The organism is Streptomyces sp. NPDC048623 (assembly GCF_040650755.1).
In the GTDB taxonomy this organism is placed as follows: Bacteria; Actinomycetota; Actinomycetes; order Streptomycetales; family Streptomycetaceae; genus Streptomyces.
On record NZ_JBEZHV010000007.1, the window covers coordinates 275,950 to 302,351 of the forward strand.

The window sequence follows — 26,402 nt, forward strand, 5'->3', positions numbered from 1 at the left end:
CCACCGGTCACGGCCCTCATGCCCCGCTCCTCGCCCCGCCGTGCCGACGGGTGGGCCGCACCACCGGCCGCCGGGGCGGCCGGGGTTCGGTCTCCCTGCGCCGGACCGCCCCGGCGGCCCGCAGCCCGGCCTGCCGTGCGGTACGGCGGGCCGCCGACCTCGCCCGCTGCCGGGCCCGGACGTCCGCCGCGGGAGAGGCCGGCGCGGGACCGGCCTGGGTGGTGAGGGCCCGGGCGGGCCCGGGCCCGGCGGCCTCGTCGCCGTCGTCTCCCCCGTCCCCGCCTTCGTCGTCAGTCCCGGCCCCGGCACCGGCACCTCCCTCGGCGGCCGGCCGCGCGTCCCGCTCCTTGCGCAGGCACTCCCGCAGCGCCTCCGGGTCCAGGCCCTCGTTGCACGCCTGGTGCAGCAGCCGGGCGAACAGGTACTCGGGGTCGGTCTCCAGGGCGAGTCCCAGGGCGACCCGGGCGGAGGGCTCGTCTCCGGTGGACCAGGCGACCCAGCCGGCCAGGGTCAGCGGGGCCGCCGCGTACTCCTCGTAGGGCGGCACACAGCGCCGGGACAGCGCTCGCCAGAGCCGCAGCGCCGGTCCGGCCTCCGGGCCCTCCATCCACTCGGCAGCCTGGTCGCGGGTGTCGCGGTCCTGCAGGCCGAGGATGAGGGTCGCGGCCTCGTCGGGTGAGAGCAGCGCGTCGTCCCGCTCGTCGGCGGCCGCCGAGCCGTGCGCCGGACCCGACATGGCCGCCGCTAGCGCGGGCGGCATCGTGGCGCCGACGGCGACGGGTCCGGGTCCGGGCACCGGACGGCCGGGGGCCGCGGCGAAGCGTTCGATCAGCCGCCGGGCGAGGCCGAGCGTGGTTTCGCGCGTCTCGCGCCTGCCGGCGCCGCTCGCGGGGGTGTCGAGGATCCGCGGCACGATCACCGTCGCCGCCTCGTTCAGCGCGGCGCGCTGCGCCGCGTCGTCCTCGGTCGCCCGGGGCCTCAGCCGGGCCTCCATGTCCTTGAGGGTGCCGCGCACCTGGATGCCCGCGTAGGCGGCGGACGCCGCCATCACCGACGTACCGGACAGGGCGAGGGGCGTGCCGTCCGGCGAGCAGCAGCGGGTGTCCGGGCAGCAGTAGGAGAAGTACAGACCGTCGGAGACGCAGAGGGATTCGAGGACCGGGATGTCGAGGGCGCCGCAGGCGGCCTGCAGGCGCTGGTGGAAGGGGCGCAGCCGCTCCATGACCCGCCGTCCGGTCTCGCCCGGCCGGGGGTCCTGGCAGAGGAAGACGACGATGGCGTCGGGCCGCTCGCCGCGGCGTCCGGCGCCCGCGACGAGGCAGTCGGCCAAGTGCTCCGCGGTGGCGGACCATTCGCGCGGCGAGCCCGGGATGCCGACCCTGACCCGCCCGCCGAAGCGGCCGCGACCGCCGTGGAGCGCGACGAGGACGACGGAGTCGCTGGGGTGGAAGCCGAGCATGAACGGCAGCGCGTCGGCGAGCTCGGCGGGCCCGCGCAGGGTGATCTGCTGGGGTGCGGAGGAGTTGTGGGATTCATGGCGGTTCGTGTTCATGGTCACGACGGTCCCGCGATCTCCGCGATCACGAAACCCCTGTGGATAACTCCCGGTTGGGGCGCGATGTCCCTCCGGGGTTGTCCACAGGCAGCGGCCGGCACGGTCGCGCGAGACCGCCGGATGCGCTTCGATGGTCGGTCGGCCGGCGCCCCGGAGTGCCGGGGCGCGGTCCGGCCCTCCCAGCCCGGAGACGCCGGGCGGGCCCCGGAACCCGGTCAGCCCGCCGCGGCCAGGACCAGCGGCAGCACCGGGCCGCTGCCCGCCCGCCGGAGCAGTCGGGCGGCGACCGCGAGGGTCCAGCCGGAGTCCGTGGAGTCGTCCACGAGGAGGACCGGGCCCGGGGCTTCGCGCAGCGCGGCGGCCAGGCCCTCGGGGACGGCGAGGGCGCCGGACAGTGCCCGCAGGCGCTGGGCCGAGTTGCTGCGGCGGGCCGCGTGGGCGCCGTCCTCCGTGGCGTACACGAGGCTGCCCAGGAAGGGCAGGCGGCCCACCGTGGCGATGCCCTGCGCCAGCGAGCCGACCAGCTGCGGCCGGGTCAGCGACGGCAGCGCCACCACGCCCACCGGACGCTCCGGGGCGTCCGGGGCGCCGGAGGCCCAACCGCCGGACGAGCGGGCCCAGTCGGCGAGGACGGCGACCGCGGCCCGCAGCACGTCGTCGGGCACCGGGCCGTCCGGCGCGTGCTCGGCGAGCAGCGGGCGCAGCCGGTTGCCCCAGCCGATGTCGGAGAGGCGGCCCAGGGCGCGGCCGGGGGCACACTGCTCGCCCGCCGGGATCCGGCCCTTGAGGTCGACGCCCAGGGCGGGCATCCCGGTGGGCCACATGCGGCGCGGCTCGATCTCCACGCCCGGGCGGTCCAGTTCCTTCTCGGCGGCGGTCAGGGTCTCGGCGGAGACGCCGGAATCGGCCCAGGGGCCCGCGCAGTTGTCGCACCGGCCGCACGGCACGGCGCCCTCGTCGTCCAGCTGGCGGCGCAGGAACTCCATCCGGCACGCGTCGGTACTCACGTAGTCGCGCATGGCCTGCTGCTCGGCGGCCCGCTGGCGGGCGACCCAGGCGTAACGCTCCGCGTCGTACACCCAGGGGGCACCGGTGGCGATCCAGCCGCCCTTGACCCGCTTCACGGCGCCGTCCACGTCGAGCACCTTCAGCATGGTCTCCAGGCGGCTGCGACGCAGGTCGACGGCGGCTTCGAGGGCGGGCACGGACAGCGGCCGGCCGCCGGCCTCGGCGAGCGCGGCGAGGGTCTGGCGGACCTGGGCCTCCGGCGGGAAGGCGGTGTCCGCGAAGTAGCGCCAGATCGCCTCGTCCTCCCTGCCCGGCAGCAGCAGCACGTCGGCGTGGTCGACGCCGCGGCCCGCACGGCCGACCTGCTGGTAGTAGGCGATAGGGGAGGACGGCGAGCCGAGGTGGAGCACGAAGCCCAGGTCGGGCTTGTCGAAGCCCATGCCGAGGGCGGAGGTGGCGACGAGCGCCTTGACCTTGTTCCGGATGAGGTCGGACTCGGCCTGCAGCCGGTCCGCGTTCTCCGTGCGGCCGGTGTACGAGGCGACCGCGAAGCCGCGCTGGCGGAGGTAGGCGGTGGCCTCCTCGGCGGCCGCCACGGTCAGCGCGTAGATGATCCCGGAGCCGGGCAGCTCGTCCAGGTGCTCGGCCAGCCACGCCAGCCGGTGCGCGGCGTCGGGCAGCCGGACCACGCCGAGGCGCAGGCTCTCGCGCTCCAGCGTGCCGCGCAGCACCAGGGCCTCGCCGGCGCCGGTGCCGAGCTGCTCGGCGACGTCGGCGGTGACCCGTGCGTTGGCGGTGGCCGTCGTCGCGAGCACCGGCACGCCCGGGGCGAGCTCGGCCAGCATCGCCCGCAGGCGGCGGTAGTCGGGCCGGAAGTCATGTCCCCAGTCGGAGATGCAGTGTGCCTCGTCGACCACGAGGAGGCCGGTGGTGGCCGCGAGCTTCGGCAGCAACTGCTCGCGGAAGTCGACGGAGTTCAGCCGCTCCGGGCTGACCAGGAGCACGTCGGTCTCGCCGCGCTCGACCTCCTGGTGGATGGTGTCCCACTCCTCCGGGTTGGCCGAGTTGATGGTGCGGGCGCGGATGCCGGCCCGCTCCGCCGCCTCGACCTGATTGCGCATCAGGGCGAGCAGCGGGGAGACGATGACGGTGGGTCCGGCACCGCGGCGGCGCAGCAGCGCGGTGGCGACGAAGTAGACCGCGGACTTGCCCCAGCCGGTGCGCTGGACGACCAGCGCCCTGCGGCGGTCCTCGACCAGGGCCGCGACGGCCTGCCACTGGTCCTCGCGCAGCCGCGCCGAGCCTCCCGGGTCGCCGACCAGCTCGGCGAGGACGGTGTCTGCTTCGGTGCGGAGGTCCAGGTTGTCCATGCCCCCCATGCAACCCGATGGCACTGACAATCGGCTACTTCACTCCGTGTGACGGTCCGTGCCTCCGGCGCACGCCCTCGGTTCACGTCCATTCGTGAAACAGAGCGTGAACAATGGGCAACTGGGCAGGGATATGAGAGTCATACCGGTGGATTCCAGTCAGCGGCGCCAATTGCTCGTTGCCGCCCGCGCACGGGCCAGGGAAGAATTGGCATTCACCTCGCACGCCCAATGCGGCCCGTTGGCCGTGCCGTGGTGCGCCCTCATCCGACCCTGCCCGCGGAGCGGGCGCGTATCCGAAGGGAGGATCGTGACCCTCGGATTCGCTCCGCCCTCGACCGCCCCGGCGACCTCGTCGTCCGGGTCGGCCAGCCGCCTCGCTCGGATGCTCGAACCGGCCGAGTGGACCGCTGCCGGGATCCCGCTCCTGCGCAATCCGCGTGAGGTCGTCAGCGGTCTGCACTCCCGCCACCGGCCCACCCCGTCCACGGCCGTCGTCGCGGTGCTCGACCACGAGGAACGGCTCGCGGCCAGCGCCTCGTTCACCCGCCGCGCCGTGCCCGCGGACGGCTGGGAGTTCCGCAACGCGCTCCTCGCGCATCTGCGCCGGGTCATCCCGCACGATCTGCGCCGGCGTGCGCCGGTGCGCACGGCCGTGCTGCTCTACTGCCGTGAGGGCGACGAGCGCTGGACCGAGGAGGACGGGGCGTGGATGTGGGGCCTGCGTGACGCCTGCACCCTGCACGGGCTGCGCTGCGGGGCGTACATCACGCTGACCGCCGGCGGCTGGCAGGTGCTCGGCGAAGGCCGGGGCGGGCGCCGGCCCAGCTCGGACTCGACGCCGGCCCCGCTGGGCGAGGACCCGGCCCTCGACCGGCTCGTCCCGCGGATCGCGAGCGGGGCCCCCGAGCCGCTGCGCCGGGTCGCGGCCCGCTGAGCAGGCGGCCGCGCCGCCGGGACGGCCGTACGGCTGCGATGGCTGTACGGCACCGGTCGGCGTGACCGCGCCCTCGGCGCCGTACGACAGGAGCGGTCCTTGCCCGTACCACCCGGCACGGCAAGAGCCGCCCTCCCGTGCGCCGGGCCGGTGCGTGCCCGGGGGGCCGGGACGGACGTCGGCCCGGCCGCCGGTGGGCGGCCGGGGGGGGGCTGGCCGGACGGCGTGGTCAGACGCCGGCGCCGAGCGCGGCGTTGACCCGCGTGGGGTCGCCGCAGACGATCAGCAGGGCGGTCGCCCGGCCCATCGCCTCGGGCAGCCGGCGGGCGATGTCCTCGTCGGAACCGCCGTTGACCGCGACGACCACCACGGGCCGGGTGGCGGCCCGGTCCACGGCGGCGGCGTCCGCGAAGAACACGTCCTCGCGGGCGTCCTGCTGGGCCCAGTAGGCGGCCTCTCCGAAGGACAGCTCGTGCGCCGCCCAGGGGTGCTGCTCGCCGGTGGTGAGCACCAGGACGTCGCCGGGGGCGCGGCCGGTCTCCAGGAGCAGGTCCACCGCTTCCTCCGCGGCGTCGACGGCTCCGTCGGCGGGCGCGGGGATCAGCTGGATCTGCGGTTCGGTCCGCTGGTCGGAACGATTCTCCGTACGGACGGGAGAAGCCGCTCCGGCAGCGGGCGGACGGGGCGCCGGCGGCGCGGGCCTGGCCGGACCGGGGACGGGACGCCCGGGTCGCGGGGAGGCCGCGGAACGCGGGCCGGGAACGGGTCGAGGGGTCGGCGCGGGGCGGCCTGCGGCCGCGGTCGCGCGGGGACCCTGGGCACTCTCGTGAATCTGAGGCTCCTCGGGGATGAGAGGCATGAGTGGATGTCTATCAAACGCCGTCGCACCAGGCTCGGGCGGGTGGGCGCACTGGGGCGCCCCGGCTCCTTGCGCGAGTCCGACGGACAGGTTTCCCCGTGTCTCCGCCGGACATGCCGGAAGCCGAAGTTCAGAAGTCGAAGCCGAGTTGTCCCCCGCCTTCGAGTGCGGCGGCCTCGGCCGAGAGGCGGACCTTCTTGAGGTGCCGCCAGCGGGGCATGGCGTCGAGGTACGCCCAGGAGAGCCGGTGGTACGGGGTGGGCCCCAGCTCTTCGAGCGCGGCTTTGTGGACCGGCGAAGGGTAGCCCGCGTTGGCCCCGAAGGCGTACGGCGCGTACTGCTCGGCCTCGTCGCCGAGCTCGGCCATCAACGTGTCGCGGCGGACCTTGGCGATCACGGAGGCGGCGGCGACGGCGACGCAGGACTGGTCGCCCTTGATCACCGTACGGACCTGCCAGGGGCTGCCCAGGTAGTCGTGCTTGCCGTCGAGGATCACCGCGTCGGGGCGGACCGGCAGGGCCTCCAGGGCGCGGACGGCGGCGAGGCGGAGGGCGGCGGTCATCCCGAGTTCGTCTATCTCGGCGGGCGAGGCGTCGCCCAGCGCGTAGGCCGTGACCCAGCTCTCGAGTTCCGCGGCGAGCGCGGTACGGCGCTTGGGGGTGATCAGTTTGGAGTCGGTGAGCCCGGCGGGCGGGCGGCGCAGGCCGGTGACGGCGGCGCACACGGTGACGGGACCGGCCCATGCCCCGCGTCCGACCTCGTCGACACCGGCGACGATCTTGGCTCCGGTGGTGGCTCGGATCGAACGCTCGACGCTGTGGGTGGGTGGTTCGTACGGCATGGCGCTGACAGGTTACGCCGACGGGCACCTGACGCGGTACCCGGATTCCCCTCGGGCATGCGCACCCGGCCGAAACCCGCCGCCGACCCGCCGCCGGACGGGCCGGTGGCGGGTGGGCGGCGGGTCGGCCGGAGCCGCGAAGTGGGCGCCGGGAGCACCCTGTTGGCGACTCGGCGTTGTCGGCTTGTCGGCGCCCGCGTGTCCTAAGGAGCGTAGGGGTCGGCGTCCGGGTCGTACTCCTCCTCGCGAGAGGGCTCGTCGCAGAACACGCTGGTGGAGGCGGGGCGGTGTTCGAGGATCTCGCGGGCGCGGGTCTCGGAGCGGCTGGTGGCGTACCAGGGTTCGTCGTCCGCGTCGTCGAAGCGAAGGGCGAGATCTCCGAGTGCGCAGTCGCGCATCCGCTCGGGCAGCCGGTCGAGGGCCGGTGCGGCGTCGGCGGAGAGCCCGGAGAGATACGGGACGTCGATCTTGCCGTCGCGTTCGAAGCGCTGGACGTTCTGCTCGGCGATCACGGCGTCGGGCTGGATCAGGCCGAAGGCGAGGACGAATCCGGCGGCGCTCGCGGCCAGGGCGCGGGGCAGCAGCCGGGCTCCCCAGATCCCGGCCGCCATGATCAGCAGGATCGCCACGCCCAGCCAGATCTCCATGGCGGTCACGGAGATACGCAGCCGGGTGAGGCCGTACGCGTCCACGTACAGCTGCATCCGGCGCAGCGCCGAGGCGACCACGACCAGGGTGAGGACGCACAGGGTGCCGAGGACGGTACGGACCAGGCGGGTGTCGCCCGCGTTGCCGCGGGGCGCCCAGCGCAGCGCGAGGCCGATGACCGCGAGGGTGAGCAGGGTGGCGAAGAGCAGCTGCCAGAAGCCCTGGCGGGCGTATTCGGAGTAGGTCAGGCCGGTCTCGCTGAGGACCTTGTCGTAGCCGCCGAAGAGCACGGTGAGCTGGATCGCGTTGAAGGCCGCGAAGAGCAGATCGAGGACGATCAGCGGGAGCGCCCACTCCAGGCGGGTGCGGGGGCGGCCGGGCTTGAAGGCCATCCGGTCCCAGCGCAGCGGGGCGGCGGCGGTACGGGCGACCGCGACGGCGCCGAAGAGGCCGAACAGGAAGCACAGCATCCGCCAGGGCGCCTGGTCGAGCGAGATGTCCGGGATGACGGAGCCGAGGAGGTCCGCGAAGGCGGCGTCGGCGCCGGCGAACAGCGCGCCGAACACCACCAGGAGGCCCAGGGCGATCAGGATCGTGCGCAGCAGCGGGCCCCAGCGGCCCTGTGAGGCGCCGGCGCGCTCGCGCGCCCCCTGCCAGGTCCACAGGATGCCGCTGCCGAGGGAGTCGAAGAGGCCGACCGGCCCGAACAGCACGCTGGGCCAGCCGTGGCCGCCGTGCAGGGCGTAGCCGGTGAGGCCGATGGCGGCGACGACGGCGAGGAAGGTGGGCCAGCCCGCGTCGCTGACGGCGGGGACGACGAGCAGCGCGGCGCCACCGATGGCCCACACGAGGGTCCAGGGGCGCAGCCGGCGGCCTGCCGCGCGGGCGGCGAACACTCCGGCGACGGTGGCGGGCACGGCCACGAGCAGCAGGTTGACGCCCGCGCCGCCGGTGAGGAGCAGCGCGGCGGCCAGGCCGGTGGCCAGGACCGCCCAGAGCGTCGCGGCGGTCGGCCGGGCGGGCGCCGGGGGCCGCAGGATGCTGGGCTTCGGCTTCCGCGGCGGTGCCCAGGCCTGGTACGGCGCGTAGGCGCCCTGCTGGTACGCCCCGGGCGGGTAGGCGCCCGCGGGCGGCCCGCCGGCCGGCGGGCGCGTCTGAGCGTGCGGCCGCGGACCGCCCTGCGGCGGAGCGCTCCGAGGCGGACCGCTCTGCGGTGCGCTGCCCGGCGGCGGGCTGTCCTTGGGCTGTTCGGCGGACGGTATGTCGGTCACGGGACCCCCTCCCGGCCCGGTGCCGCCCGGCCGTGCGGCCCCTGGCGTCCCGGGTGTCTCGTCGGCACGCTGCTTGTCATGATCAGCGCTGCGAGTGGCCGACTCTAACCGCGGTACGCCCCGCCGAACCGGCCGCACCCCAGCTGTGGCAGGACCGTGACACTTGCGGAGCCGTACCGTCCGGAAGTGTCCCGGTCCGGGGCCCGTCCGCCGGATCGCCGGAACGGCCCTGGGCGACCGGACAGGTCCTAGGCGGCCGTGCTGGGCGTCCAGTCGGGCAGGTTCTCGGTCTGCTCGAGCCACGCGGCGGGCGGTGCGCCGGCCGGGGCGGCCGCGACGACTCCGCCGGCGATGGCGCAGGTGGTGTCGACGTCTCCGCCGACGCCCGCGGTCGTCCAGAACACCCGCTCGAAGTCACCGAGGCCGCGGGCGGCGGACCAGAGCGCGAACGGCACCGTGTCGTGCGCGCTGGTGCGCCGGCCGCTGCCGAGGACCGCGGCGACGGTCGCGGCGTCGCCGTAGTCGAGCATGTCGCGCGCCCTGCGCAGCCCGGCCCCGACGGCGCTGCGCGGCACGAGCGCGATGACGCCGTCGAGGAGCGCCTCGGGCGTGGGCGGGCCGGCCGGGGAGGCGACGAGGGCGGCCGCGGCGGCGACGGCCATCGTGCCGACCACGGCCTCGCGGTGCTGGTGGGTGGTGTACGCCGAGATCTCGGCCTGGTGGGTCGCCTGCTCCGGGTCGTCGGCGTACCAGGCGCCGAGCGGCGAGATCCGCATCGCGGCGCCGTTGCCCCACGAGCCCTGCCCGTTGAAGAGCGCCGCCGCGAGCTGCCGCCAGTCCCCTCCCTCGCGGACGAGCCGGAGCATCCGGTTGACGGCGGGACCGTAGCCGCGGTCGAAGTCGTGGTGGTGGGCGAAGGACTGGGCGAGCGCGTCCTGGTCGATGCGGTGGTGGGCGGCGAGCACGGCGAGGACCGAGCAGGCCATCTCCGTGTCGTCGGTCCACTGCCAGGGACCCGTCGGCGTCTCGTGCCGCTTGAGCAGGGGGTAGTTGGCGGGAACGAAGTACTGGGAGCCCAGGGCGTCTCCCACGGACAGCCCGCGCAGGCTGGCCAGGGCGCGTGCGAAGCGCCGGTCGAGAGAGGAGTCAGCGGTCATCGGTCTGCCACTCTATCCGGTGGGGCCGTACGGTTCCGGGGTACGCCAGCGTTCGAAGGGGCGGTCGAGACGGTACTTCCCGTCCTCGCCGAGCAGCAGCATGCGGGTCTCCGCGTTGCCCGGGTTGGACAGGGACTCGAACTCGGCGACCGACCAGTGGAACCAGCGCATGCAGAACAGGCGCATGGTCAGTCCGTGGGTGACGATCAGGACGTTCGGCGGGTGGTCGGGGGCCTCGAAGCTGCGGTAGAGGCTCTCCAGGAAGGCACCGACCCGGTCGTAGACGTCGGCGCCCGACTCGCCCTGGGCGAAGCGGTAGAAGAAGTGCCCGTAGGCGTCGCGGTACGCCTTCTGGAGGCGCACGTCCTCGCGCTCCTGCCAGTTGCCCCAGTCCTGCTCGCGCAACCGCGGCTCCTCCCGGACCCGGACGTGCCGGGGGTCGAGCCGGAAGGCGCGCAGCGTCTCGTGGGTGCGGCGGTACGGGGAGACGTAGACGCTGACCCGCTCCTCGCCGAACAGCTCCCGCAGCCGCTCCCCCGTGGCCTCGGCCTGGCGCAGGCCGGTCGCGGTGAGCCGGAGCGCGTGGTCGGGCTCGCGCTCGTACACCGTGTCGTCCACATTGCCCTCGGACTCTCCGTGCCGTACGAGGACGATGCGCCGCGGTCGTGCCATGGCTCGACCCTAGACAACGCTCCGCCGACCGGCTCAGTCGGCCAGGCGTCCGGAGTCCATCCGGCGTATGCGGCCGGTGAAACGGTGCCGCAGCTCCCGGTCGTGCGAGACCACGACCACGGCGCCCGGCCACTGCTCCAGGGCCTGCGGAGAGCCGGCCGACCGGGACCGTGAGGTCGGCGGGGCGGAACAGTCCGTACGAGAGGAGCAGTTCGGCCGCCTCGCCCTCGGGGCGCGGCCGAAAGCGGTGAGCAGCCGTTCGGCGGAGCGGCGCACGTGTATCTCCTGGACCAGGAAGCCGATCAGAGGCATTCGACTAATGCAACGATCGTCGCATTACGCCGAGTGTGACACACTCGACACACTAACGCAACGGGAGTAGCAATTGAATGATGCGCAGACCGCCTCCCCGGCCCCCGGCAGCCGGCGCCCCGGCGGCCGTACCGCCCGCACCCGCGCCGCGGTCCGCGACGCCGTCCTGACCGGACTCGCCGAGCACGGGTACCCCGCCCTCACCGTCGAGTACGTGGCGGAGCACTCCGGCGTCCACAAGACGACGCTCTACCGCCGCTGGGGCGGGGTGGAGGGGATGGTCGCGGACGCGCTGGCCCTCGCGGGCGAGGACGCGTGGACGGCGCCGGACACCGGCGGCCTCGACGGGGACCTGCGCGCGCTCGCGCGCGAGGTGGTGGACGCCTTCGCCGACCCCGGGCTCGCGGCCGCCCCGACGGCCTTCGTCGCCGCCGGCTTCCAGTCCCCGCGCGCCGCGGACTCCCTGCGGAGCTTCTACGAGGAGCGCTTCCGGCGCTGCGAGACGGTGGTCGACCGGGCGGTGGCCCGCGGCGAGGCCCCGGCCGGGACGGACGCGGGCGCGGTGGTCCGCGCCGTCTCCGCGCCGCTCTTCCTGCGCCTCTTCGTCACCCGCGAGCCGGTGGACGCCGCCGTCGCCGACCAGGCGGCGGGCACGGTCCTGGCGGCGGTGCGGGCGGGCGCGTTCGTACCGGCGGAAGAGACGGGGGACGGCGCCCCTCGGTGACCGGGCGGCGCGTCCTGCGTCGCCGGGGAATCGGGACGCCCCGGCTCAGCGCCGGCGGAAGCCGGACGCCCTGCCCTGGCTCAGACCGTCCAGGCCGGTTCGAGCTGCACCACGTCGCCGCTCATCGCGGCGACATCGGCCTCGGTCTGCGCCCTCAGTCCGAGCCGTTCGATCCGCTCCACGCGGTACTTCCCGTGCTCCGCCGGCGAGTTCCACATCGAGAGGACCAGGAACTCGTGTCCGGGGGCCTCCCCGAACAGGCCCCGGAGCATGCCGGGGGACCCGGCCATCGCCGGGTTCCACACCTTCTCCTGCATCAGGGCGAAGTGCTCCACCCGCTCCTCGTGCACCCGGCAGTGCGCGACCCGGGCCACGTCCGCGTCCGTGAACCGCGGTTCGAAGCCGGTCTTCACGTCGAAGCGGTGGTCGAACAGCTTGACCTGAGCGTTCCGGAAGGTGCCGACCTGGGCGGCCGCGAGCCGGTCGTGCGAGCGCGCCATGAAGGAGTCGTAGAACGCCCGGCTCTCCCAGAACGCGAAGACATGGGCGACGTCCGGCCTGCGCCGGCTCCATCCCCCGCCCTGCCCCCGGAATCCCGGCTCACCGAGCAGCCCCGCCCACTTCCGCTGCCCCCGCTCGAACCCTCGACGGTCCACCACGGTGCAGCGAATCCACTTGACCAGCACCGCGCCATGGTACGGGGCGGAACGACGCGCCGTCAGACCTCCGGAGAGTGCACCCGCAGCAGGCCCGCGGCCTCCTCGTCGTCCAGTTCGATCCCGAACACCTCGGACAGGGTCCGCATCAACTCGTCGGGCCCCACCCGGCGTTCCTCCTGCGTGCCGTCCGCGCGCACCGAGGTCAGGCCGTCGCGGACCAGCGAGTGCCGCACGACCGCGCCGGGCCGGTGGGCCACCACCTGGCCGATGAAACGCGAGTGCGGGTGGCTGGAGCTGTAGTGGTTCATGAGCTCGAAGTCGACCGGGTGCAGGGCGTGCGGGGCGAAGGAGTAGAGATCCGTCCACCCCTCCCGGCGAAGTGCGCGCAGCACGTGGACGCCCTCCGCCTCCGCGGTGACGCCGTAGACCCAGCCGTCCTGCTCGACGCGCGCGCCGTCGGCCAGCGGCACCGGCTCCAGCGGGCCCTGCCGGCCGAACCCGGCGTCGCAGAGCCAGGATTGCCCGTCGAGCGTGACGACGAGCAGCGCGTGGGTGATCGGTGTCAGGGCGGCGCCGCGGGTACGGTTCCGGGCGCCGCGCCCCGCGACCGTGAAGCCGATCCGCTCCAGGGCGGCGGCGAGCAGGGAGTTCTGCTCGTAGCAGTAGCCGCCGCGGCGCCGGGCGACGAGCTTGGCCTGGAGGCTCTTCACGTCGAGCGGGATCCGGCGCCCGAGCGCCACGTCCAGGTTCTCGAAGGGGATGCTCTCCACGTGCGCGCGGTGCACGGCGCGCAGGGTCGCGAGATCGGCGGCGACCTCTCCGCCGGAGTACCCGATCCGCGCCAGATATGTGTCCAGATCCAGCTCTTCCGCGCCCCACATATGCCACTCCCCCTCAACAGATGACATGTTGATCACATGACACCATGAACGGCCGTCGCGAACTGGCCTCACGGAAAGGCACCGTGAGCAGTTCGTCAGAGACCGTACCGAGAGAGGGGATTCACCGTGAGCGGACTCAACAAGGGAGTCGGCAAGGTCGAGGTCTCGCTCAAGTGGGACCCCAGTCCGGCCGGTGCCCCCGAGCACGACCTCGACCTCGTCGCCGCGGTCTACGCGGCGGACGCCCCGTACGGGCCGCCGGCCTATCTGGTGCACTTCGACAGCCGTTCCCCGGACGGCACGATCACCCTCCACCGCGACAGCCGTACGGGGCTGGGCCTCGGCTACGACGAGTCGATGACGGTGGAGCTCACCCGGCTCGCCGCGCGGTACGCGCGCGTGGTGGTGGGTGTGGCGATACAGCAGGCCGGCGGGCGGCTGACGTTCGGGCAGGTGGCGCGGACCGGCGTGCGGGTGCGCGAGGGTTACACGGACCTGCTGGAGGACCCGCTCGCGTCGGTGGCGGACGCGACGGCGGCGACGGTCGCGGAGTTCGTGCGCGTCGGGGCGGACGACTCGGCGGAGTGGCGGTTCGAGCCGCTGCTCCAGGGCTTCGACATCGACCCGAGCACCTTCGGTGCCGTGATGGGCGCCCGGCGGGCCTGACCGGGTGGTACGTACGGGGCGGGCGCCCTGCCCCGTACGCCCCCTCGGCATCTCGCCCCCCGGCCCCCCGGCATCTCCGCCTGCCCGGTTCCTCAGCCCGCCCAGCCTGGCACGGTCGGCAGCACCCGCTCCGCGACCTTCAGGAGCGCCACGTCGTCCGGAATGCCTTCGTCCTGGCGCCAGATGACGAGCTCGTACGCACCGCCGCCGTCCTTGGCGTCCTTGGCGACCAGCAGGTGCCGTGCGGGCCCGCCGGGGCGCGACTCGGCCTTGCCCTTGCCGCCGAACGGGATCTTCAGCGCGATGGTGCGGTCGTAGTAGAGAACCGCGGGGCGCCCCTGAAAGGTCGTGGGCTCCGCCGTGCTGCCGAGCAGCCTGCCCAGCTCCGCGACCGGGAAGCGGTCGTACGAGACGGAGAGCTCCATCTCGTACGTGGGCAGGCTGACGTTCGCCGAGGGCGTCGGGGTCCGGTCGGTGCCCTCGGGGCCCTTCAGGGTGCCGTCGCTGCCCCACGCGTTCTGCGCCCGCTCCCGGGGCGTACCGAGGAGCACCGGCAGATCCGGCCGGTTCAGCGCCTCGCACAACCGCGTCCCGGAGACGTACTTCGCGGGCAGCGTCCCGCTCGACGCCGTGCAGACGGCCGGCCCCCGATCGGACACGCCCTCGTGCGAGTTCTTCGCCATGTACCAGAAACTCCCCGCCAGCACCGCCCCCAACGCCAGCGCGGCCGTCACCTGCGCCCCCACGCTCGGCCCCTGAGCCGCCCCCGCCGCCTGTCCCACGATGATCCCCCGCCCCTGTCATGCGCGCTCCGTTCGCGCGCGGCAGAGACTACCCGCGGGTAGAACGTCCCTACGAGGGAATTCCGCCGTCAACCGTCCCCGGCCCGACCCCGCCCCGCCCCGTCCCCGGACACGCAGGAGGGGACCGACCCATGGTCGGTCCCCTCTTTCACGCGCGTGTGCCGCACCCGGGGCCAGGGCCCCGGAGGGCCCCCGGGATCAGCTGCAGCCGCTCGTCGAGCCGCAGCCCTCGCAGATGTAGCACGAGCCGGCGCGCTGCATCTTCGTGCCGCAGGAGAAGCAGAGCGGGGCGTCGGCCTGGATGCCGAGCTGCATCTCGACCAGTTCGGCGCTGGTGTGCGCCTGCTTCGGGGCCGGGGCCGGGGTCTCGGCCTTGGTCACGGCGGCCGGGGCGGCGGTGACGGCCTTCAGCTCCTGGGCGCGCGGGGCCGACTGGGCCAGGCCCTCGACGTCGACCTCGTCATCGGCGGGCTCGTAGGAGCCGGTCTCCAGGTGGCGCTGGCGCTCCTCGGCGGAGTGGATGCCGAGGGCGGAGCGGGTCTCGAAGGGCAGGAAGTCGAGCGCCAGGCGGCGGAAGATGTAGTCGACGATCGACTGCGCCATCCGCACGTCCGGGTCGTCCGTCATGCCGGCCGGCTCGAAGCGCATGTTGGTGAACTTCGAGACGTAGGTCTCCAGCGGCACGCCGTACTGCAGACCCACGGAGACGGCGATGGAGAACGCGTCCATCATGCCCGCGAGGGTCGAGCCCTGCTTCGACATCTTCAGGAAGACCTCGCCGAGACCGTCGTCCGGGTAGGAGTTGGCGGTCATGTAGCCCTCGGCGCCACCCACGGTGAAGGAGGTGGTGATCCCCGGGCGGCCCTTCGGGAGGCGCTTGCGGACCGGACGGTACTCGACGACCTTCTCGACGGCCTCGCGGATCGTCGCCTCGGACTTCGCGGTGACCTCGGCCTTCTCGTCCTCCTTCTTCTTGGCGGAGAGCGGCTGGCCGACCTTGCAGTTGTCGCGGTAGATCGCGAGCGCCTTGACGCCCATCTTCCAGGCCTCGAAGTAGACCTCCTCGACGTCCTCGACCGTGGCCGTCTCCGGCAGGTTCACGGTCTTGGAGAGGGCGCCCGAGATCCAGGGCTGGATGGCGGCCATCATGCGGACGTGGCCCATCGCGGAGATGGAACGCTCGCCCATGGCGCAGTCGAAGACCTCGTAGTGCTCGGTCTTCAGGCCGGGGGCGTCGATCACGTTGCCGTGCTCGCCGATGTGGGCGACGATCGCCTCGATCTGCTCCTCCTGGTAGCCCAGGCGGCGCAGGGCCTGCGGGACGGTGCCGTTGACGATCTGCATCGAGCCGCCGCCGACCAGCTTCTTGAACTTGACCAGGGCGAGGTCGGGCTCGAGGCCGGTGGTGTCGCAGGACATCGCGAGACCGATGGTGCCGGTCGGGGCGATGACGGAGGCCTGGGCGTTGCGGAAGCCGTTCTTGGCGCCGAGGCGGATCACGTCCTGCCAGGCCTCCGTGGCGGCGGCCCAGATCGGGGTGTCCAGGTCGTCCATGCGGACGGCCGTGGCGTTGGCGTCGGCGTGCTGCTTCATGACGCGCTGGTGCGGCTCGGCGTTGCGGGCGTAGCCGTCGTACGCGCCGACGACCGCGGCGAGCTCGGCGGAGCGCTTGTACGAGGTGCCGGTCATCAGGGAGGTGATGGCACCGGCGAGGGCACGGCCGCCGTCGGAGTCGTACGCGTGGCCGGTCGCCATCAGCAGGGCGCCGAGGTTGGCGTAGCCGATGCCGAGCTGGCGGAAGGCGCGGGTGTTCTCGCCGATCTTCTCGGTCGGGAAGTCGGCGAAGCAGATGGAGATGTCCATCGCGGTGATGACGAGCTCGACGACCTGGGCGAAGCGCTCGACGTCGAAGGACTGGTGGCCCTTGCCGTCGTCCTTGAGGAACTTCATCAGGTTCAGCGAGGCGAGGTTGCAGGACGTGTTGTCCAGGTGCATGTACTCGCTGCACGGGTTCGAGCCGTTGATGCGGCCGGACTCGGGGCAGGTGTGCCAGCGGTTGATCGTGTCGTCGTACTGGATGCCCGGGTCGGCGCAGGCCCACGCGGCCTCGGCCATCTTGCGGAAGAGTGACTTGGCGTCGACCTCCTCGATGACCTCGCCGGTCATGCGGGCGCGCAGGCCGAACGTGCCGCCGGACTCCACGGCCTTCATGAACTCGTCGTTCACGCGGACGGAGTTGTTGGCGTTCTGGTACTGGACGGACGTGATGTCGTCGCCGCCCAGGTCCATGTCGAAGCCCGCGTCACGGAGGGCGCGGATCTTCTCCTCCTCCTTGACCTTGGTCTCGATGAAGTCCTCGATGTCGGGGTGGTCGACGTCCAGGATGACCATCTTGGCGGCGCGGCGGGTGGCACCGCCCGACTTGATCGTTCCTGCGGAGGCGTCGGCGCCGCGCATGAAGGAGACCGGGCCGGAGGCGTTGCCGCCGGAGGAGAGCAGCTCCTTGGAGGAGCGGATGCGGGAGAGGTTCAGGCCGGCGCCGGAGCCGCCCTTGAAGATCATGCCCTCTTCCTTGTACCAGTCGAGGATCGACTCCATGGAGTCGTCGACGGACAGGATGAAGCAGGCGGAGACCTGCTGGGGCTGCGGGGTGCCGACGTTGAACCACACCGGGGAGTTGAAGCTGAAGATCTGGTGCAGGAGGGCGTAGGCCAGCTCGTGCTCGAAGATCTCGGCGTCGGCGGGCGAGGCGAAGTAGCCGTGGTCCTCGCCGGCCTTGGAGTAGGTCTTCACGATCCGGTCGATGAGCTGCTTGAGACCGGTCTCGCGCTGCGGGGTGCCGACGGCCCCGCGGAAGTACTTGCTGGTGACGATGTTGACCGCGTTCACCGACCAGAAGTCGGGGAACTCGACGCCGCGCTGCTCGAAGTTGATCGAGCCGTCGCGCCAGTTGGTCATGACGACGTCACGGCGCTCCCAGTTCACCTCGTCGTACGGATGCACGCCGGGGGTGGTGTGGATGCGCTCGATACGCAGGCCCTTGCTCGCCGCCTTGGCTCCCTTGGCTCGGGAACCACGTGCCGGACCGCTCGCCGTCTCTGTCATGCCGCCTCCCATATACGGGCAAAACACCCTGGAGCGCCCGGAAAATTCCAGCGCTCCGTCTTCTGTACTGCGATATGTAGTGCAAGTGCCACGAGCGCCTCACGGGACGCTCGGGGCAGGTCTTCGTCCCGGCCGCACGGCGGCCGGCCGCCGGACCTCCACGGGTCCGGCCCGCCGGTCTAGTCGGCGGCGGTGGCGGGAACGGGGACCCCGGGGGTCGCTCCGGTCCCGCCGTTCTCAGCGGGAGGCCGCTCACGGAGTTCCGCGATGGCGGCCTCGAAGTCTTCGAGGCTGTCGAAAGCCTTGTACACGGACGCGAAGCGCAGGTACGCGACGAGGTCGAGCTCCTGCAGCGGGCCGAGGATGGCCAGACCCACGTCGTGGGTGGTCAGCTCGGCGCTCCCGGTGGCGCGCACCGCCTCCTCGACCCGCTGGCCGAGCTTGGCGAGGGCGTCCTCGGTGACGGGCCGCCCCTGGCACGCCTTGCGCACGCCGGAGATGACCTTGGTACGGCTGAAGGGTTCGGTGACCCCGGACCGCTTGACCACCATGAGCGAACACGTCTCCACCGTCGTGAAACGACGGGAGCAGTCGGGGCACTGGCGGCGGCGTCGGATCGACGTCCCGTCGTCGGTGGTGCGACTGTCGACGACACGGCTGTCGGGGTGCCTGCAGAAGGGGCAGTGCATGTGGTTCCGACCCTCCCTCAAGGCACGACTGAATAACCCCGCCCGGCCTGTCAAGGCCCCGCGAAGCGACCACCAGCATAGGCGATCCGAGCGCCCCCGGCGGACCGAGGACCACTACTTGTGGGTGGCTGATGCAATCCAACCACTAGATCTTGGGGCGGTACACGATTTCGGCCCCATGCGCGTGTCGCGCGTCTGGAGGCCGTACGAGGCGTCCGCGACCGGCCACGAGGGTACGGGAAGGGCGCGGCGGCGCCGATTCCGGGGTGACCGGTGCCAGACTGGGGAGCCGCCCCGCGGACCCGCACGGCGGGGCGCACAGGGGCCCCTGAAGCCCCTCCGGTCCGGCGTCGAACGTTACCGTAATGACCGATTTGAGAGCGCACTCAGGTCGGCGTATACACCCCCGCACACACACACGTACGGCGAACTGCAAATTTTCACTCGAACGTGTGTTTGGCGCAACCTTTCGAAAGCCACTACCGTTGTGCCAGCCAGGGAGAACATTCGAGAGGGGCCGACGACGTGACCACCACCGCAGACAGTGCCACCATCACTGCCCAGGGCCGCTCCCAGGGCCGACTCGAGACGGTGCATGCGATGAATGACGCCGCCATGAGCGGGGAGGAGCCCGGCCGACCCGCGCGCTCGCTCCCCGGACGACCTCCAGGCATCCGGGCCGACAGCTCCGGCCTCACCGACCGCCAGCGCCGGGTGATCGAGGTCATCCGCGACTCGGTGCAGCGCCGCGGCTACCCGCCGTCGATGCGCGAGATCGGCCAGGCCGTCGGCCTCTCCAGCACCTCCTCCGTGGCGCACCAGCTGATGGCCCTGGAGCGCAAGGGCTTCCTGCGCCGCGACCCGCACCGCCCCCGGGCGTACGAGGTGCGCGGCTCGGACCAGCCCAGCACCCAGCCCACCGACACCACCGGCAAGCCCGCCGCCTCCTACGTCCCCCTGGTCGGGCGTATCGCGGCCGGCGGCCCCATCCTGGCCGAGGAGTCCGTCGAGGACGTCTTCCCGCTCCCGCGGCAGCTGGTCGGTGACGGCGAGCTGTTCGTCCTCAAGGTGGTCGGCGACTCCATGATCGAGGCCGCGATCTGCGACGGCGACTGGGTCACGGTCCGCCGCCAGCCGGTCGCCGAGAACGGCGACATCGTCGCCGCCATGCTCGACGGCGAGGCCACCGTCAAGCGCTTCAAGCGCGAGGACGGACACGTCTGGCTGCTCCCCCACAACTCGGCGTACCAGCCGATCCCCGGCGACGAGGCCACCATCCTCGGCAAGGTCGTCGCCGTGCTGCGACGGGTGTGACCCCACCTCGTCGGCCCTGAACCGGGCCCCGGGACCCACTGCGCCGGTCCCGGGGCCTGCTGTCTTTTCAAGGGCTCGGTTCGCCTCCGGGGCGCTGCAGTCGAGCTCACAACACCGACCGTGCTCGCCCCCTCGTTCCTCAGGGGCTGCGCGCGCTCGGCGCTGTTCCCTCGACGCGCCCCTTCGGCTCACTCGCCCGGGAGGGCAGCCGCCTTGGTGGCCGCTGCGTCGATCGCGGCCAAGGACTTGCGCACCTGGTTGCGGTCCGTCGTGTACCAGAAGTCCGGCAGCGAGGCCTTCAGATAGCTGCCGTAGCGCGCGGTCGCCAGACGTGGGTCGAGCACCGCGACCACGCCCCGGTCCCCCGTCGCCCGTACGAGCCGGCCGGCGCCCTGTGCCATGAGCAGCGCCGCGTGCGTCGCCGCGACCGCCATGAAACCGTTGCCCCCGGCCTCCTCGACCGCCTTCTGCCGGGCGCTCATCAGCGGGTCGTCCGGGCGCGGGAAGGGGATCTTGTCCATGACGACCAGCTGGCAGTTCGGCCCCGGCACGTCCACGCCCTGCCAGAGGGAGAGCGTGCCGAACAGACAGGTCTTCGCGTCCGCCGCGAAGTTCTTGATCAGCTCGCCGAGGGTGTCCTCGCCCTGGAGCAGGATCGGCAGCTCGGGGATCCGGGTGCGCAGCTCCTCGGCCGCCTGCTGGGCCGCGCGCATCGAGGAGAACAGGCCGAGCGTGCGCCCGCCGGCGGCCTGGATCAGTTCGGTCAGCTCGTCCAGCATGTCGCCGCGCTCCCCGTCCCGGGCGGGCCGGTTCAGATGCTTGGCGACATAGAGGATGCCCTGCTTCGGGTAGTCGAAGGGCGAGCCGACGTCGATGCCCTTCCACACCGGCACGTCCTCGCCCTGGGTGCCCTCGGGAGCGAGGCCCAGCGAGGCGCCCACCCCGTTGAAGTCGCCGCCCAGCTTGAGGGTGGCCGAGGTCAGCACCACCGAGCGGTCGGCGAACAGCTTCTCCCGCAGCAGACCGGAGACGCTCAGCGGCGCGACCCGCAGCGAAGCGCCGAAGCGGTCGTGCCGCTCGTACCAGACGACGTCCCACTCCGAGCCCTGGGTGATCCGCTCCGCGACCCCGTGCACCGTCTCCACCGAGGCGAGCGCCTGCTTGCGCACGGCGTCCTCGTCCTGCACGGAGCGGTCGCGGGTGGAGCCGAGCGCGGTGATCACCGCGCGGGAGGCGTCGCGGAGCGCCATCAGCGCATAGCCCAGGTCCTCCGGGATCTCCTCCAGACGGCCCGGCAGCGCCAGCTCCATCAGCTTCTCGAAGCCCTCGGCGGCGGTCTGCAGCTGGTCGGCGACCTTCTCGTCGACCAGCTTGGCCGCCCGGCGCACCGCCCGGTTCACCTGGCCCGGCGTGAGCTCGCCGGTGGCCACCCCGGTCACCCGGGAGACCAGCTCGTGCGCCTCGTCCACGATCAGCACCTCGTGCTGCGGCAGCACCGGGGCGCCCTCGATGGCGTCGATGGCGAGCAGCGCGTGGTTGGTGACGACGACCTCGGCGAGCTTGGCGCGCTCGCGGGCCGCCTCGGCGAAGCACTCCGCCCCGTACGCGCACTTGCTCGCGCCCAGGCACTCCCGGGAGGAGACCGAGACCTGGGCCCAGGCCCGGTCGGAGACGCCCGGGGTCAGGTCGTCCCGGTCGCCGGTCTCCGTCTCGTCCGACCAGTCGCGCAGCCGCAGCAGGTCCTGGCCGAGTTTGCTGGTGGGGGCCGCCGCCTCGAAGGGGTCGAAGAGGCCCTCCTCCTCGTCCTGCGGCACGCCCTCGTGGAGCCGGTGCAGACACAGATAGTTCGACCGGCCCTTGAGCATGGCGAACTCCGGGCGGCGGCGCAGCTGCGGATGCAGCGAGTCCACCGTGCGCGGCAGGTCGCGCTCGACGAGCTGGCGCTGGAGCGCCAGCGTCGCCGTGGCGACCACCACCCTCTCCCCGTGCGCCAGGGCGGGCACGAGATAGCCGAGGGACTTACCGGTGCCGGTGCCGGCCTGGACGAGGAGGTGGGAACCGTCGTCGATGGCCTCGGCCACGGCCTCGGCCATGGTGACCTGGCCGGGGCGCTCCACACCGCCGACGGCGGAGACGGCGGCGTGGAGGAGATCGGGGAGGGATGGCTTCGTCATAGCCCTTCCACCCTACGGGTCGGCACTGACACCGCGGTCCCTCCCGGCCGTCACGCGAGCGGGTTCGGGACGGTGCCGTCGACGGCCGCGTGGGGCCGCTCGGGGCGGTCGCGGTAGCCGTCGAGGTGGAGCCGGTTGCGGTTGAGACAGAGCCGCTCGATCCGCGGCACCAGGAGATCGAACAGCTCGAAGCGTTCCTTCAGCTCCGGGAAGCGGGCCTGGTGGCGCAGGATCTCGGCGCGCACCAGGGCCCAGAACTCCTCCTCGGGGACGTCCAGTTGTTCCTCGCACAGCGGCGCGAGATAGCGGAAGACGCCCACGAAAAGGCCCGAATGGATGAACTGGGTGAGGAAGTCGGGCTCCTCCGTGAGCAGCACGGCGCGCACGTCGTCGGGCATCGTGTCGTGCTCGGGGAGTGCCACGGCGCTGATGTTGACGTCGTCGACGAAGTCCTTGATCGCGAGGCGGACCGGCACGTCCCGCTCGTCGTACACCACGATGGCGTTCTCGCCGTGCGGGGAGAAGACGGTGCCGTACTGGTAGAGGAAGTGGAGCAGCGGCGGGAGCAGGGCGGCGAAGAGGCGCTGGAGCCAGGCACGGGAGGCGAGTCCGGAGCGCTCGACGAGCTCGGCGGCGAAGGCCCGGCCGGCCGGGTCGGTGTGCAGGAGCGAGGCGAGGGTGCGGGCGCGTTCGCCCGGGGGCAGCTTCAGCGGTTCGCGCCAGATCGCGCCGAGGAGTTCCCTGTACTGGTACGGCACTTCCGGCAGCCGGTCGTAGAGCGGGTGCTCGACGGTGACGGAGGCGACCTCGCCGAGGAGGATCACCCCGCACTCCTCGCGCAGGAAGGGGTCGGCGTCGCGCAGGCCGTGCATCCAGGCGGTGACGGCGGGGGCGGCGAGGGTCCGCTCGGTGGGCAGGCCGCGCCAGACCAGGGTGTTGAGGACGGAGAGCGGCAGCTTCACCGTGTGCCGGTCGGGGCGGCTGGTGTTGAGGAAGGTACGGATGGACTGCTGGGGCAGCCGCAGGTCGCCGTCGGCCGGGAGCGGCACCAGGGCTCCGGAGGCGATGGCGGGGGCGTACAGGGGCAGCAGGATCTCGTCCCACTGCCAGGGGTGGACCGGCAGCAGAAGGTAGCCGTCGGGGTCGAGGCCGCGGGCGCGGAGCACGTCGTGGAAGGCCGCGCGGACCTCGGGGTCGAGCTCCCGTTCGTACAGCCGGTCCGGGGTGTCGAGTCCTGCCACGCCCCGGTAGGCGGCGATGCGGCTGCTGACGGCGATCCACGGCAGCCGGTCGGGGCGGCGGGCCTCGGGGGCCCACCGGGCGGTGTCGGCGGCGGAGAAGCCGATCCGGCCCTTGTTGAGGACGAGCCAGGGATGCCCGGTCTGGTGGCCTTCGAGCTCCGCGTAGCCGAGCTCGGCGAGCCGGGCGGCGGGCAGCGCGGTGTGGTCGAGGCGGCTGTCGGCGGCGAGGGTGGTGGTGAGCTCGCGGATGAGGTGCCCCAGGGTGGCGCCGTCCAGGCCGAGCAGCCGGCGGGCGCGGACCAGGAAGTCGAGCGGGTCCGTGGCGGGCCTGCCGTCAAGGGTGAGCGAACCGGCGTCGATCCGCCAGCTCTCGTACGCGCCGCGGCGGGCCGTGAAGGCGAGCACGGCACCGTCGTCGAGGGCGAGGGCGTAGTGGCCGGCGGGCCCGGGCCGTACCGGCCGGGGCTCGACGATCCCCTCGTACGCGAACTCGGCGACGGCCTTGGCGAGCAGGCGGGCACCGGCCCGGTTCCAGGCCTCCGGGGTGAGCTCCGGAGGGCTGTGCAGGACCGGCGGTGCGGGGTGAACGGACGCGCCGGGGCGTAGGGACGTGGGCTCGGGCGTGGGCTCGGGCTGTGCGGAGTCGTGGGGTGCACGGGACGTCGACACGAGGCTCCTCGGGGTGGGCACCGCGGTGGGTGGCGCGGTGGCGGTGAGACGTGGATGGTCAGAGCACGTCGCGCAGGTCCCGGTCGCGGACCATGAGCGCGGCGCGCTTGTCGGGCAGGTCGACCTCGGCGGAAAGCCGGAAGCCGGCGCCGAGGAAGGCGGCCACGGAAGGGGTGTTGCGCAGGTCGGGTTCGGCGAGGACGCGGCTGCACCGGGGCCGGTGGTCGAGGACGAGGTCGGCGACGGCCCGCAGCAGGGTGGTGCCGATGCCGCGGCCCCGGTCGGCCGCCCCGCCGATGAGCAGGTGGATGCCGGTGTCGTGCGGGCGCGCCGGGTAGTGGCGGGCGAGCGGATCGAGATCGGCGCGGTAGATCTCGAAGTAGCTCATGGGCGTGGCGTCGAGGACGCCGAGGCAGGGCACGCTGCGTCCGTCACCGTCGAGCTGGGCGCGGAGGTGGGCGGCGGTGACGCTCTCGGGGCCCTGGAGCTCCCAGAAGGCGGCCACCGCCGGGTCGTTCATCCAGTGGGCGATCAGCGGCAGGTCCCGGTCGAGGCGTACGGGGACGAGCGCGAAGCGGCCGGCCGGGGTGTCGGCGGGCCGCCAGTCGGCGAGGTGGTCGAGCAGGTCGTCGTCGGTGGACGGGAACCGCTCGCCCGAGGAGAGCAGGGCGAGGAACGCCTCGGGGAGGTGCAGGTCGAGGGTGTCGTCCGGGCTGCGGTCCGGGGCGGCGGGCGGCTCGGCGCCGTACGGGGGCACGGCGCCGTACGGGGTCGCGGGGCCGGGGCGCGCTTCGGTGGGAGGCACGGGGGCGCTCTCCTCTCGGCGGTACGGGGTCGGCGGGTTCGGGGACGGGACAGGGACAGGGCCGGGGCTTGTGTCCGGTACGTACCAGACGGGTCAGGCGGTCCGGTACGTACCAGACGGGTCAGGCGCGCAGCGGGTTGGTGATCGTGACGTAGACGGACTGGGTGTCGACGGGGCCGACCAGTTCGTCGAGGCCGTGCAGCCGGGTGAGCAGATTGGCCTTGCAGCGCAGGGTCGCGGCCTCCAGGAGCCGGTGCGGCAGCGGCGAGCCGAGACCGGTGGCGCCGCTGAGGAAGCGGCGCAGCGCGGCGAGCAGGACGCGCTCGTCGGCGAGGTGCTGGGAGCCGAACGCGCCGATGAGGCCGAGGACGTTGTTGATGCCGAGGTAGTAGGCGAAGCGCTCGTCGGTGACCTGGTCGGAGACGAAGGTGTCGCTCACGGAGCCGATGCCGGGCAGCCGGCTCTCCAGCTCGTCGCGGCGGGACTCGCGGAAGTAGTAGCCCTGGTTGTCGCGGTAGCGGCCGCCCGCGGGCCAGCCCTCGGGGTCGAGGAGCACCAGGGTGTTCTGCTGGTGCGCTTCGAGGGCCACGCCGGCCTGCCCGTCCAGCCACAGGACGGGGCGGACCACGAGGTCGAGGTAGCGCAGGAACCACTCGGTGGCGACGGCCGTGGTGGGCCGGCCGGTGCGGGCGGCGAGCCGGAGGACGAGGTCGGCGAGGCGGGAGCGCATCCGGGGGGAGCCGGGCCAGGGCCGGGGGGCGGTGAGCGAGGCGAGGCAGACGGCGTCGTCGGCGGGCCCGAAGGGGTTGTGCCGGATCATCACGTCGAGTCCGGTGACGGGCTGCCCGTCGGGGGTGTCGACGGCGATCCAGGCCGGGTCGCGGACGACGTCGAAGCTGGGGTGGGCGGCCTGCCACTGGTCGACGAGTCCGGTGCGGAGCAGCCGGTGCACCTCGACGCCGCGGTGGAGTTCCTTGCGGAGGTTCTCCCGGCGGGAGTTGGTGATCCGGACGCCGAGGGAGAGCTTGAGCATGGCACGGGCGCCGGGGCGGTGCACGGTGCGGACGGAGGAGGTGGGGTGCCACGGCTCGCCGTACGGGCCGAGGTCGTGGAGCAGCCCGGCGTCGAGCAGCGCGGCGACGGCGGGACGGTGCCGAAGCTCGCGGGCCTGCCAGGGGTGGACCGGCAGGGCGACGGTGTCGGCGGGAAGGGTGAGGCCGTCGGCGAGACCGGCGGTGAGCTGGGCCGCGGCGACCGGGCGGCCCTGTTCGGTCCAGGCGGAGTCGGTGGCGAGGACGTCGGTGTGGACGCCCATCCAGTGCAGCGGGAAGGAGCCGTGCAGCTCGGGCGAGTAGAGCCGGGCCTCGGCCTCGGAGAGTCCTTCGCGGCTCTTGGGGGTGGGGTGGAGGGGGTGGCCGAGCAGCAGGGACTGCTCGGCGGTGAGGAAGAGGTCCGCCTCGGGGGCGGGGCCCGGGTCGTGGCGGCGGTCGGCGATGAACTCGGCGGTGCGGCGGACGGAGTCGGCGACCCGGCCGACGAGTTCGGTGGCCTCGGAGCGGCCGGTCTCGCGGCTGATCAGCGCGGCCAGGGTGACGGCGTCGACGGCGGGGGCGGTGCCGGGGAGGCCTTCGAGCACGGGGGCGCCGAAGCGGTGCCAGCCGGTGGGCGACCAGTGGCGGACGGGGACGAGGAGGGCGGTGCCGCTGGCGTCGAGCGGGATGCGCAGCGCGGGGCCCGGGCCGGCGGTGCCCGGTTCCGGGGACGGCAGGTTCTTCTCCCGTACCCAGCAGCGCAGCAGGTTCTCGGTGGCGGCGGCGTCGGCGGCCCGCGCGGGGTCGGCGTCGTCCAGCGGGTCGGCCGACAGGTCGGCGGGCCGGTCGGGCAGGTCGGCGGGCACGGCGGTGTACGGGCCGGGGTGGGGGCCCGGGTACTGGCGCGGGACCCCGGCCGGGGCGGGCGGCGGTCCGTCGACGGTCGCGGTCGCGGTGCCGGATCCGCTGGCGGGGGCGGCGGTGGGAGTCGGGTTCACGGGGCTTCCTTGG

The 26,402-nt window shown here is 73.4% G+C and carries 21 protein-coding genes; 4 read left to right on the forward strand and 17 right to left on the reverse strand.

Annotation, left to right across the window (positions count from 1 at the left end; genetic code table 11):
• Positions 1-16: 16 nt before the first annotated feature.
• Positions 17-1,552 (reverse strand): DUF4192 domain-containing protein, encoded by a 1,536-nt coding sequence (locus tag AB0C73_RS13540; RefSeq protein WP_362528560.1) that lies wholly within the window; start codon positions 1,550-1,552, stop codon positions 17-19.
• Positions 1,553-1,770: 218 nt separating this feature from the next.
• The gene (locus AB0C73_RS13545; RefSeq protein ID WP_362528563.1) at positions 1,771-3,933 is read right to left on the reverse strand and encodes a RecQ family ATP-dependent DNA helicase; all 2,163 of its coding nucleotides are present in this window, start codon (positions 3,931-3,933) and stop codon (positions 1,771-1,773) included.
• A gap of 310 nt (positions 3,934-4,243) precedes the next feature.
• Between AB0C73_RS13545 and AB0C73_RS13550 the strand changes: the two genes are divergently transcribed.
• The gene (locus AB0C73_RS13550; RefSeq protein ID WP_362528565.1) at positions 4,244-4,870 is read left to right on the forward strand and encodes a hypothetical protein; all 627 of its coding nucleotides are present in this window, start codon (positions 4,244-4,246) and stop codon (positions 4,868-4,870) included.
• 229 nt (positions 4,871-5,099) lie between these two features.
• Here the strand turns inward: AB0C73_RS13550 and AB0C73_RS13555 are convergent, their stop codons facing one another.
• From AB0C73_RS13555 to AB0C73_RS13580, 6 genes are all read right to left on the reverse strand, one after another.
• Positions 5,100-5,729, reverse strand: a complete 630-nt coding sequence (locus AB0C73_RS13555; RefSeq protein ID WP_362528568.1) for a hypothetical protein — start codon at positions 5,727-5,729, stop codon at positions 5,100-5,102.
• A 130-nt stretch (positions 5,730-5,859) separates the two neighbouring features.
• On the reverse strand, positions 5,860-6,570 hold the full coding sequence (locus tag AB0C73_RS13560; protein WP_362528569.1) for a ribonuclease HII: 711 nt from the start codon (positions 6,568-6,570) through the stop codon (positions 5,860-5,862).
• A gap of 203 nt (positions 6,571-6,773) precedes the next feature.
• Positions 6,774-8,489, reverse strand: a complete 1,716-nt coding sequence (locus tag AB0C73_RS13565) for a DUF4153 domain-containing protein (protein WP_362528571.1) — start codon at positions 8,487-8,489, stop codon at positions 6,774-6,776.
• A gap of 248 nt (positions 8,490-8,737) precedes the next feature.
• The gene (locus AB0C73_RS13570; RefSeq protein ID WP_362528574.1) at positions 8,738-9,646 is read right to left on the reverse strand and encodes an ADP-ribosylglycohydrolase family protein; all 909 of its coding nucleotides are present in this window, start codon (positions 9,644-9,646) and stop codon (positions 8,738-8,740) included.
• A 12-nt stretch (positions 9,647-9,658) separates the two neighbouring features.
• Positions 9,659-10,318 (reverse strand): histidine phosphatase family protein, encoded by a 660-nt coding sequence (locus AB0C73_RS13575; RefSeq protein WP_362528576.1) that lies wholly within the window; start codon positions 10,316-10,318, stop codon positions 9,659-9,661.
• Positions 10,319-10,351: 33 nt separating this feature from the next.
• Positions 10,352-10,630: a hypothetical protein gene (locus AB0C73_RS13580; protein WP_362528578.1), complete on the reverse strand. Its 279-nt coding sequence runs from the start codon at positions 10,628-10,630 to the stop codon at positions 10,352-10,354.
• 73 nt (positions 10,631-10,703) lie between these two features.
• Between AB0C73_RS13580 and AB0C73_RS13585 the strand changes: the two genes are divergently transcribed.
• Complete coding sequence (locus AB0C73_RS13585) at positions 10,704-11,354, forward strand: TetR/AcrR family transcriptional regulator C-terminal ligand-binding domain-containing protein (protein WP_362528581.1); 651 nt, start codon at positions 10,704-10,706, stop codon at positions 11,352-11,354.
• Positions 11,355-11,434: 80 nt separating this feature from the next.
• Here the strand turns inward: AB0C73_RS13585 and AB0C73_RS13590 are convergent, their stop codons facing one another.
• Positions 11,435-12,040, reverse strand: coding sequence for a YdbC family protein (locus AB0C73_RS13590; RefSeq protein ID WP_362528583.1), 606 nt, complete (start codon positions 12,038-12,040; stop codon positions 11,435-11,437).
• A 32-nt stretch (positions 12,041-12,072) separates the two neighbouring features.
• The gene (locus tag AB0C73_RS13595; protein WP_362528586.1) at positions 12,073-12,894 is read right to left on the reverse strand and encodes an arylamine N-acetyltransferase; all 822 of its coding nucleotides are present in this window, start codon (positions 12,892-12,894) and stop codon (positions 12,073-12,075) included.
• 126 nt (positions 12,895-13,020) lie between these two features.
• Here AB0C73_RS13595 and AB0C73_RS13600 point away from each other — a divergent pair, with 126 nt between their 5' ends.
• Positions 13,021-13,560: a TerD family protein gene (locus AB0C73_RS13600; protein ID WP_362528589.1), complete on the forward strand. Its 540-nt coding sequence runs from the start codon at positions 13,021-13,023 to the stop codon at positions 13,558-13,560.
• Positions 13,561-13,652: 92 nt separating this feature from the next.
• On the opposite strand, the gene AB0C73_RS13605 is transcribed toward AB0C73_RS13600, so the two are convergent.
• The 3 genes from AB0C73_RS13605 to nrdR form a co-directional block, all read right to left on the reverse strand.
• Entirely contained in the window at positions 13,653-14,306 is a 654-nt protein-coding gene (locus AB0C73_RS13605) for a DUF6215 domain-containing protein (protein ID WP_362528591.1), read from the reverse strand.
• Positions 14,307-14,561: 255 nt separating this feature from the next.
• Complete coding sequence (locus tag AB0C73_RS13610; protein ID WP_362528594.1) at positions 14,562-17,468, reverse strand: vitamin B12-dependent ribonucleotide reductase; 2,907 nt, start codon at positions 17,466-17,468, stop codon at positions 14,562-14,564.
• Positions 17,469-17,647: 179 nt separating this feature from the next.
• On the reverse strand, positions 17,648-18,157 hold the full coding sequence (gene nrdR / locus AB0C73_RS13615) for a transcriptional regulator NrdR (protein WP_362528597.1): 510 nt from the start codon (positions 18,155-18,157) through the stop codon (positions 17,648-17,650).
• Between the two features lie 525 nt (positions 18,158-18,682).
• On the opposite strand from nrdR, the gene lexA reads away from it, so the two are divergent.
• Positions 18,683-19,471, forward strand: coding sequence for a transcriptional repressor LexA (gene lexA / locus AB0C73_RS13620; RefSeq protein ID WP_265864878.1), 789 nt, complete (start codon positions 18,683-18,685; stop codon positions 19,469-19,471).
• 188 nt (positions 19,472-19,659) lie between these two features.
• Here the strand turns inward: lexA and AB0C73_RS13625 are convergent, their stop codons facing one another.
• The 4 genes from AB0C73_RS13625 to AB0C73_RS13640 all read right to left on the reverse strand — a co-directional run bounded on the left by AB0C73_RS13625 (position 19,660) and on the right by AB0C73_RS13640 (position 26,389).
• Positions 19,660-21,645 carry an ATP-dependent DNA helicase gene (locus tag AB0C73_RS13625; RefSeq protein WP_362528600.1) on the reverse strand — a complete coding sequence of 662 codons (1,986 nt, stop codon included), beginning with the start codon at positions 21,643-21,645 and terminating at the stop codon, positions 19,660-19,662.
• A gap of 50 nt (positions 21,646-21,695) precedes the next feature.
• Positions 21,696-23,453 (reverse strand): IucA/IucC family siderophore biosynthesis protein, encoded by a 1,758-nt coding sequence (locus AB0C73_RS13630; protein WP_362528717.1) that lies wholly within the window; start codon positions 23,451-23,453, stop codon positions 21,696-21,698.
• Between the two features lie 160 nt (positions 23,454-23,613).
• The gene (locus AB0C73_RS13635) at positions 23,614-24,312 is read right to left on the reverse strand and encodes a GNAT family N-acetyltransferase (RefSeq protein WP_362528720.1); all 699 of its coding nucleotides are present in this window, start codon (positions 24,310-24,312) and stop codon (positions 23,614-23,616) included.
• A 169-nt stretch (positions 24,313-24,481) separates the two neighbouring features.
• Complete coding sequence (locus tag AB0C73_RS13640) at positions 24,482-26,389, reverse strand: IucA/IucC family protein (RefSeq protein WP_362528603.1); 1,908 nt, start codon at positions 26,387-26,389, stop codon at positions 24,482-24,484.
• Positions 26,390-26,402 lie beyond the last annotated feature (13 nt).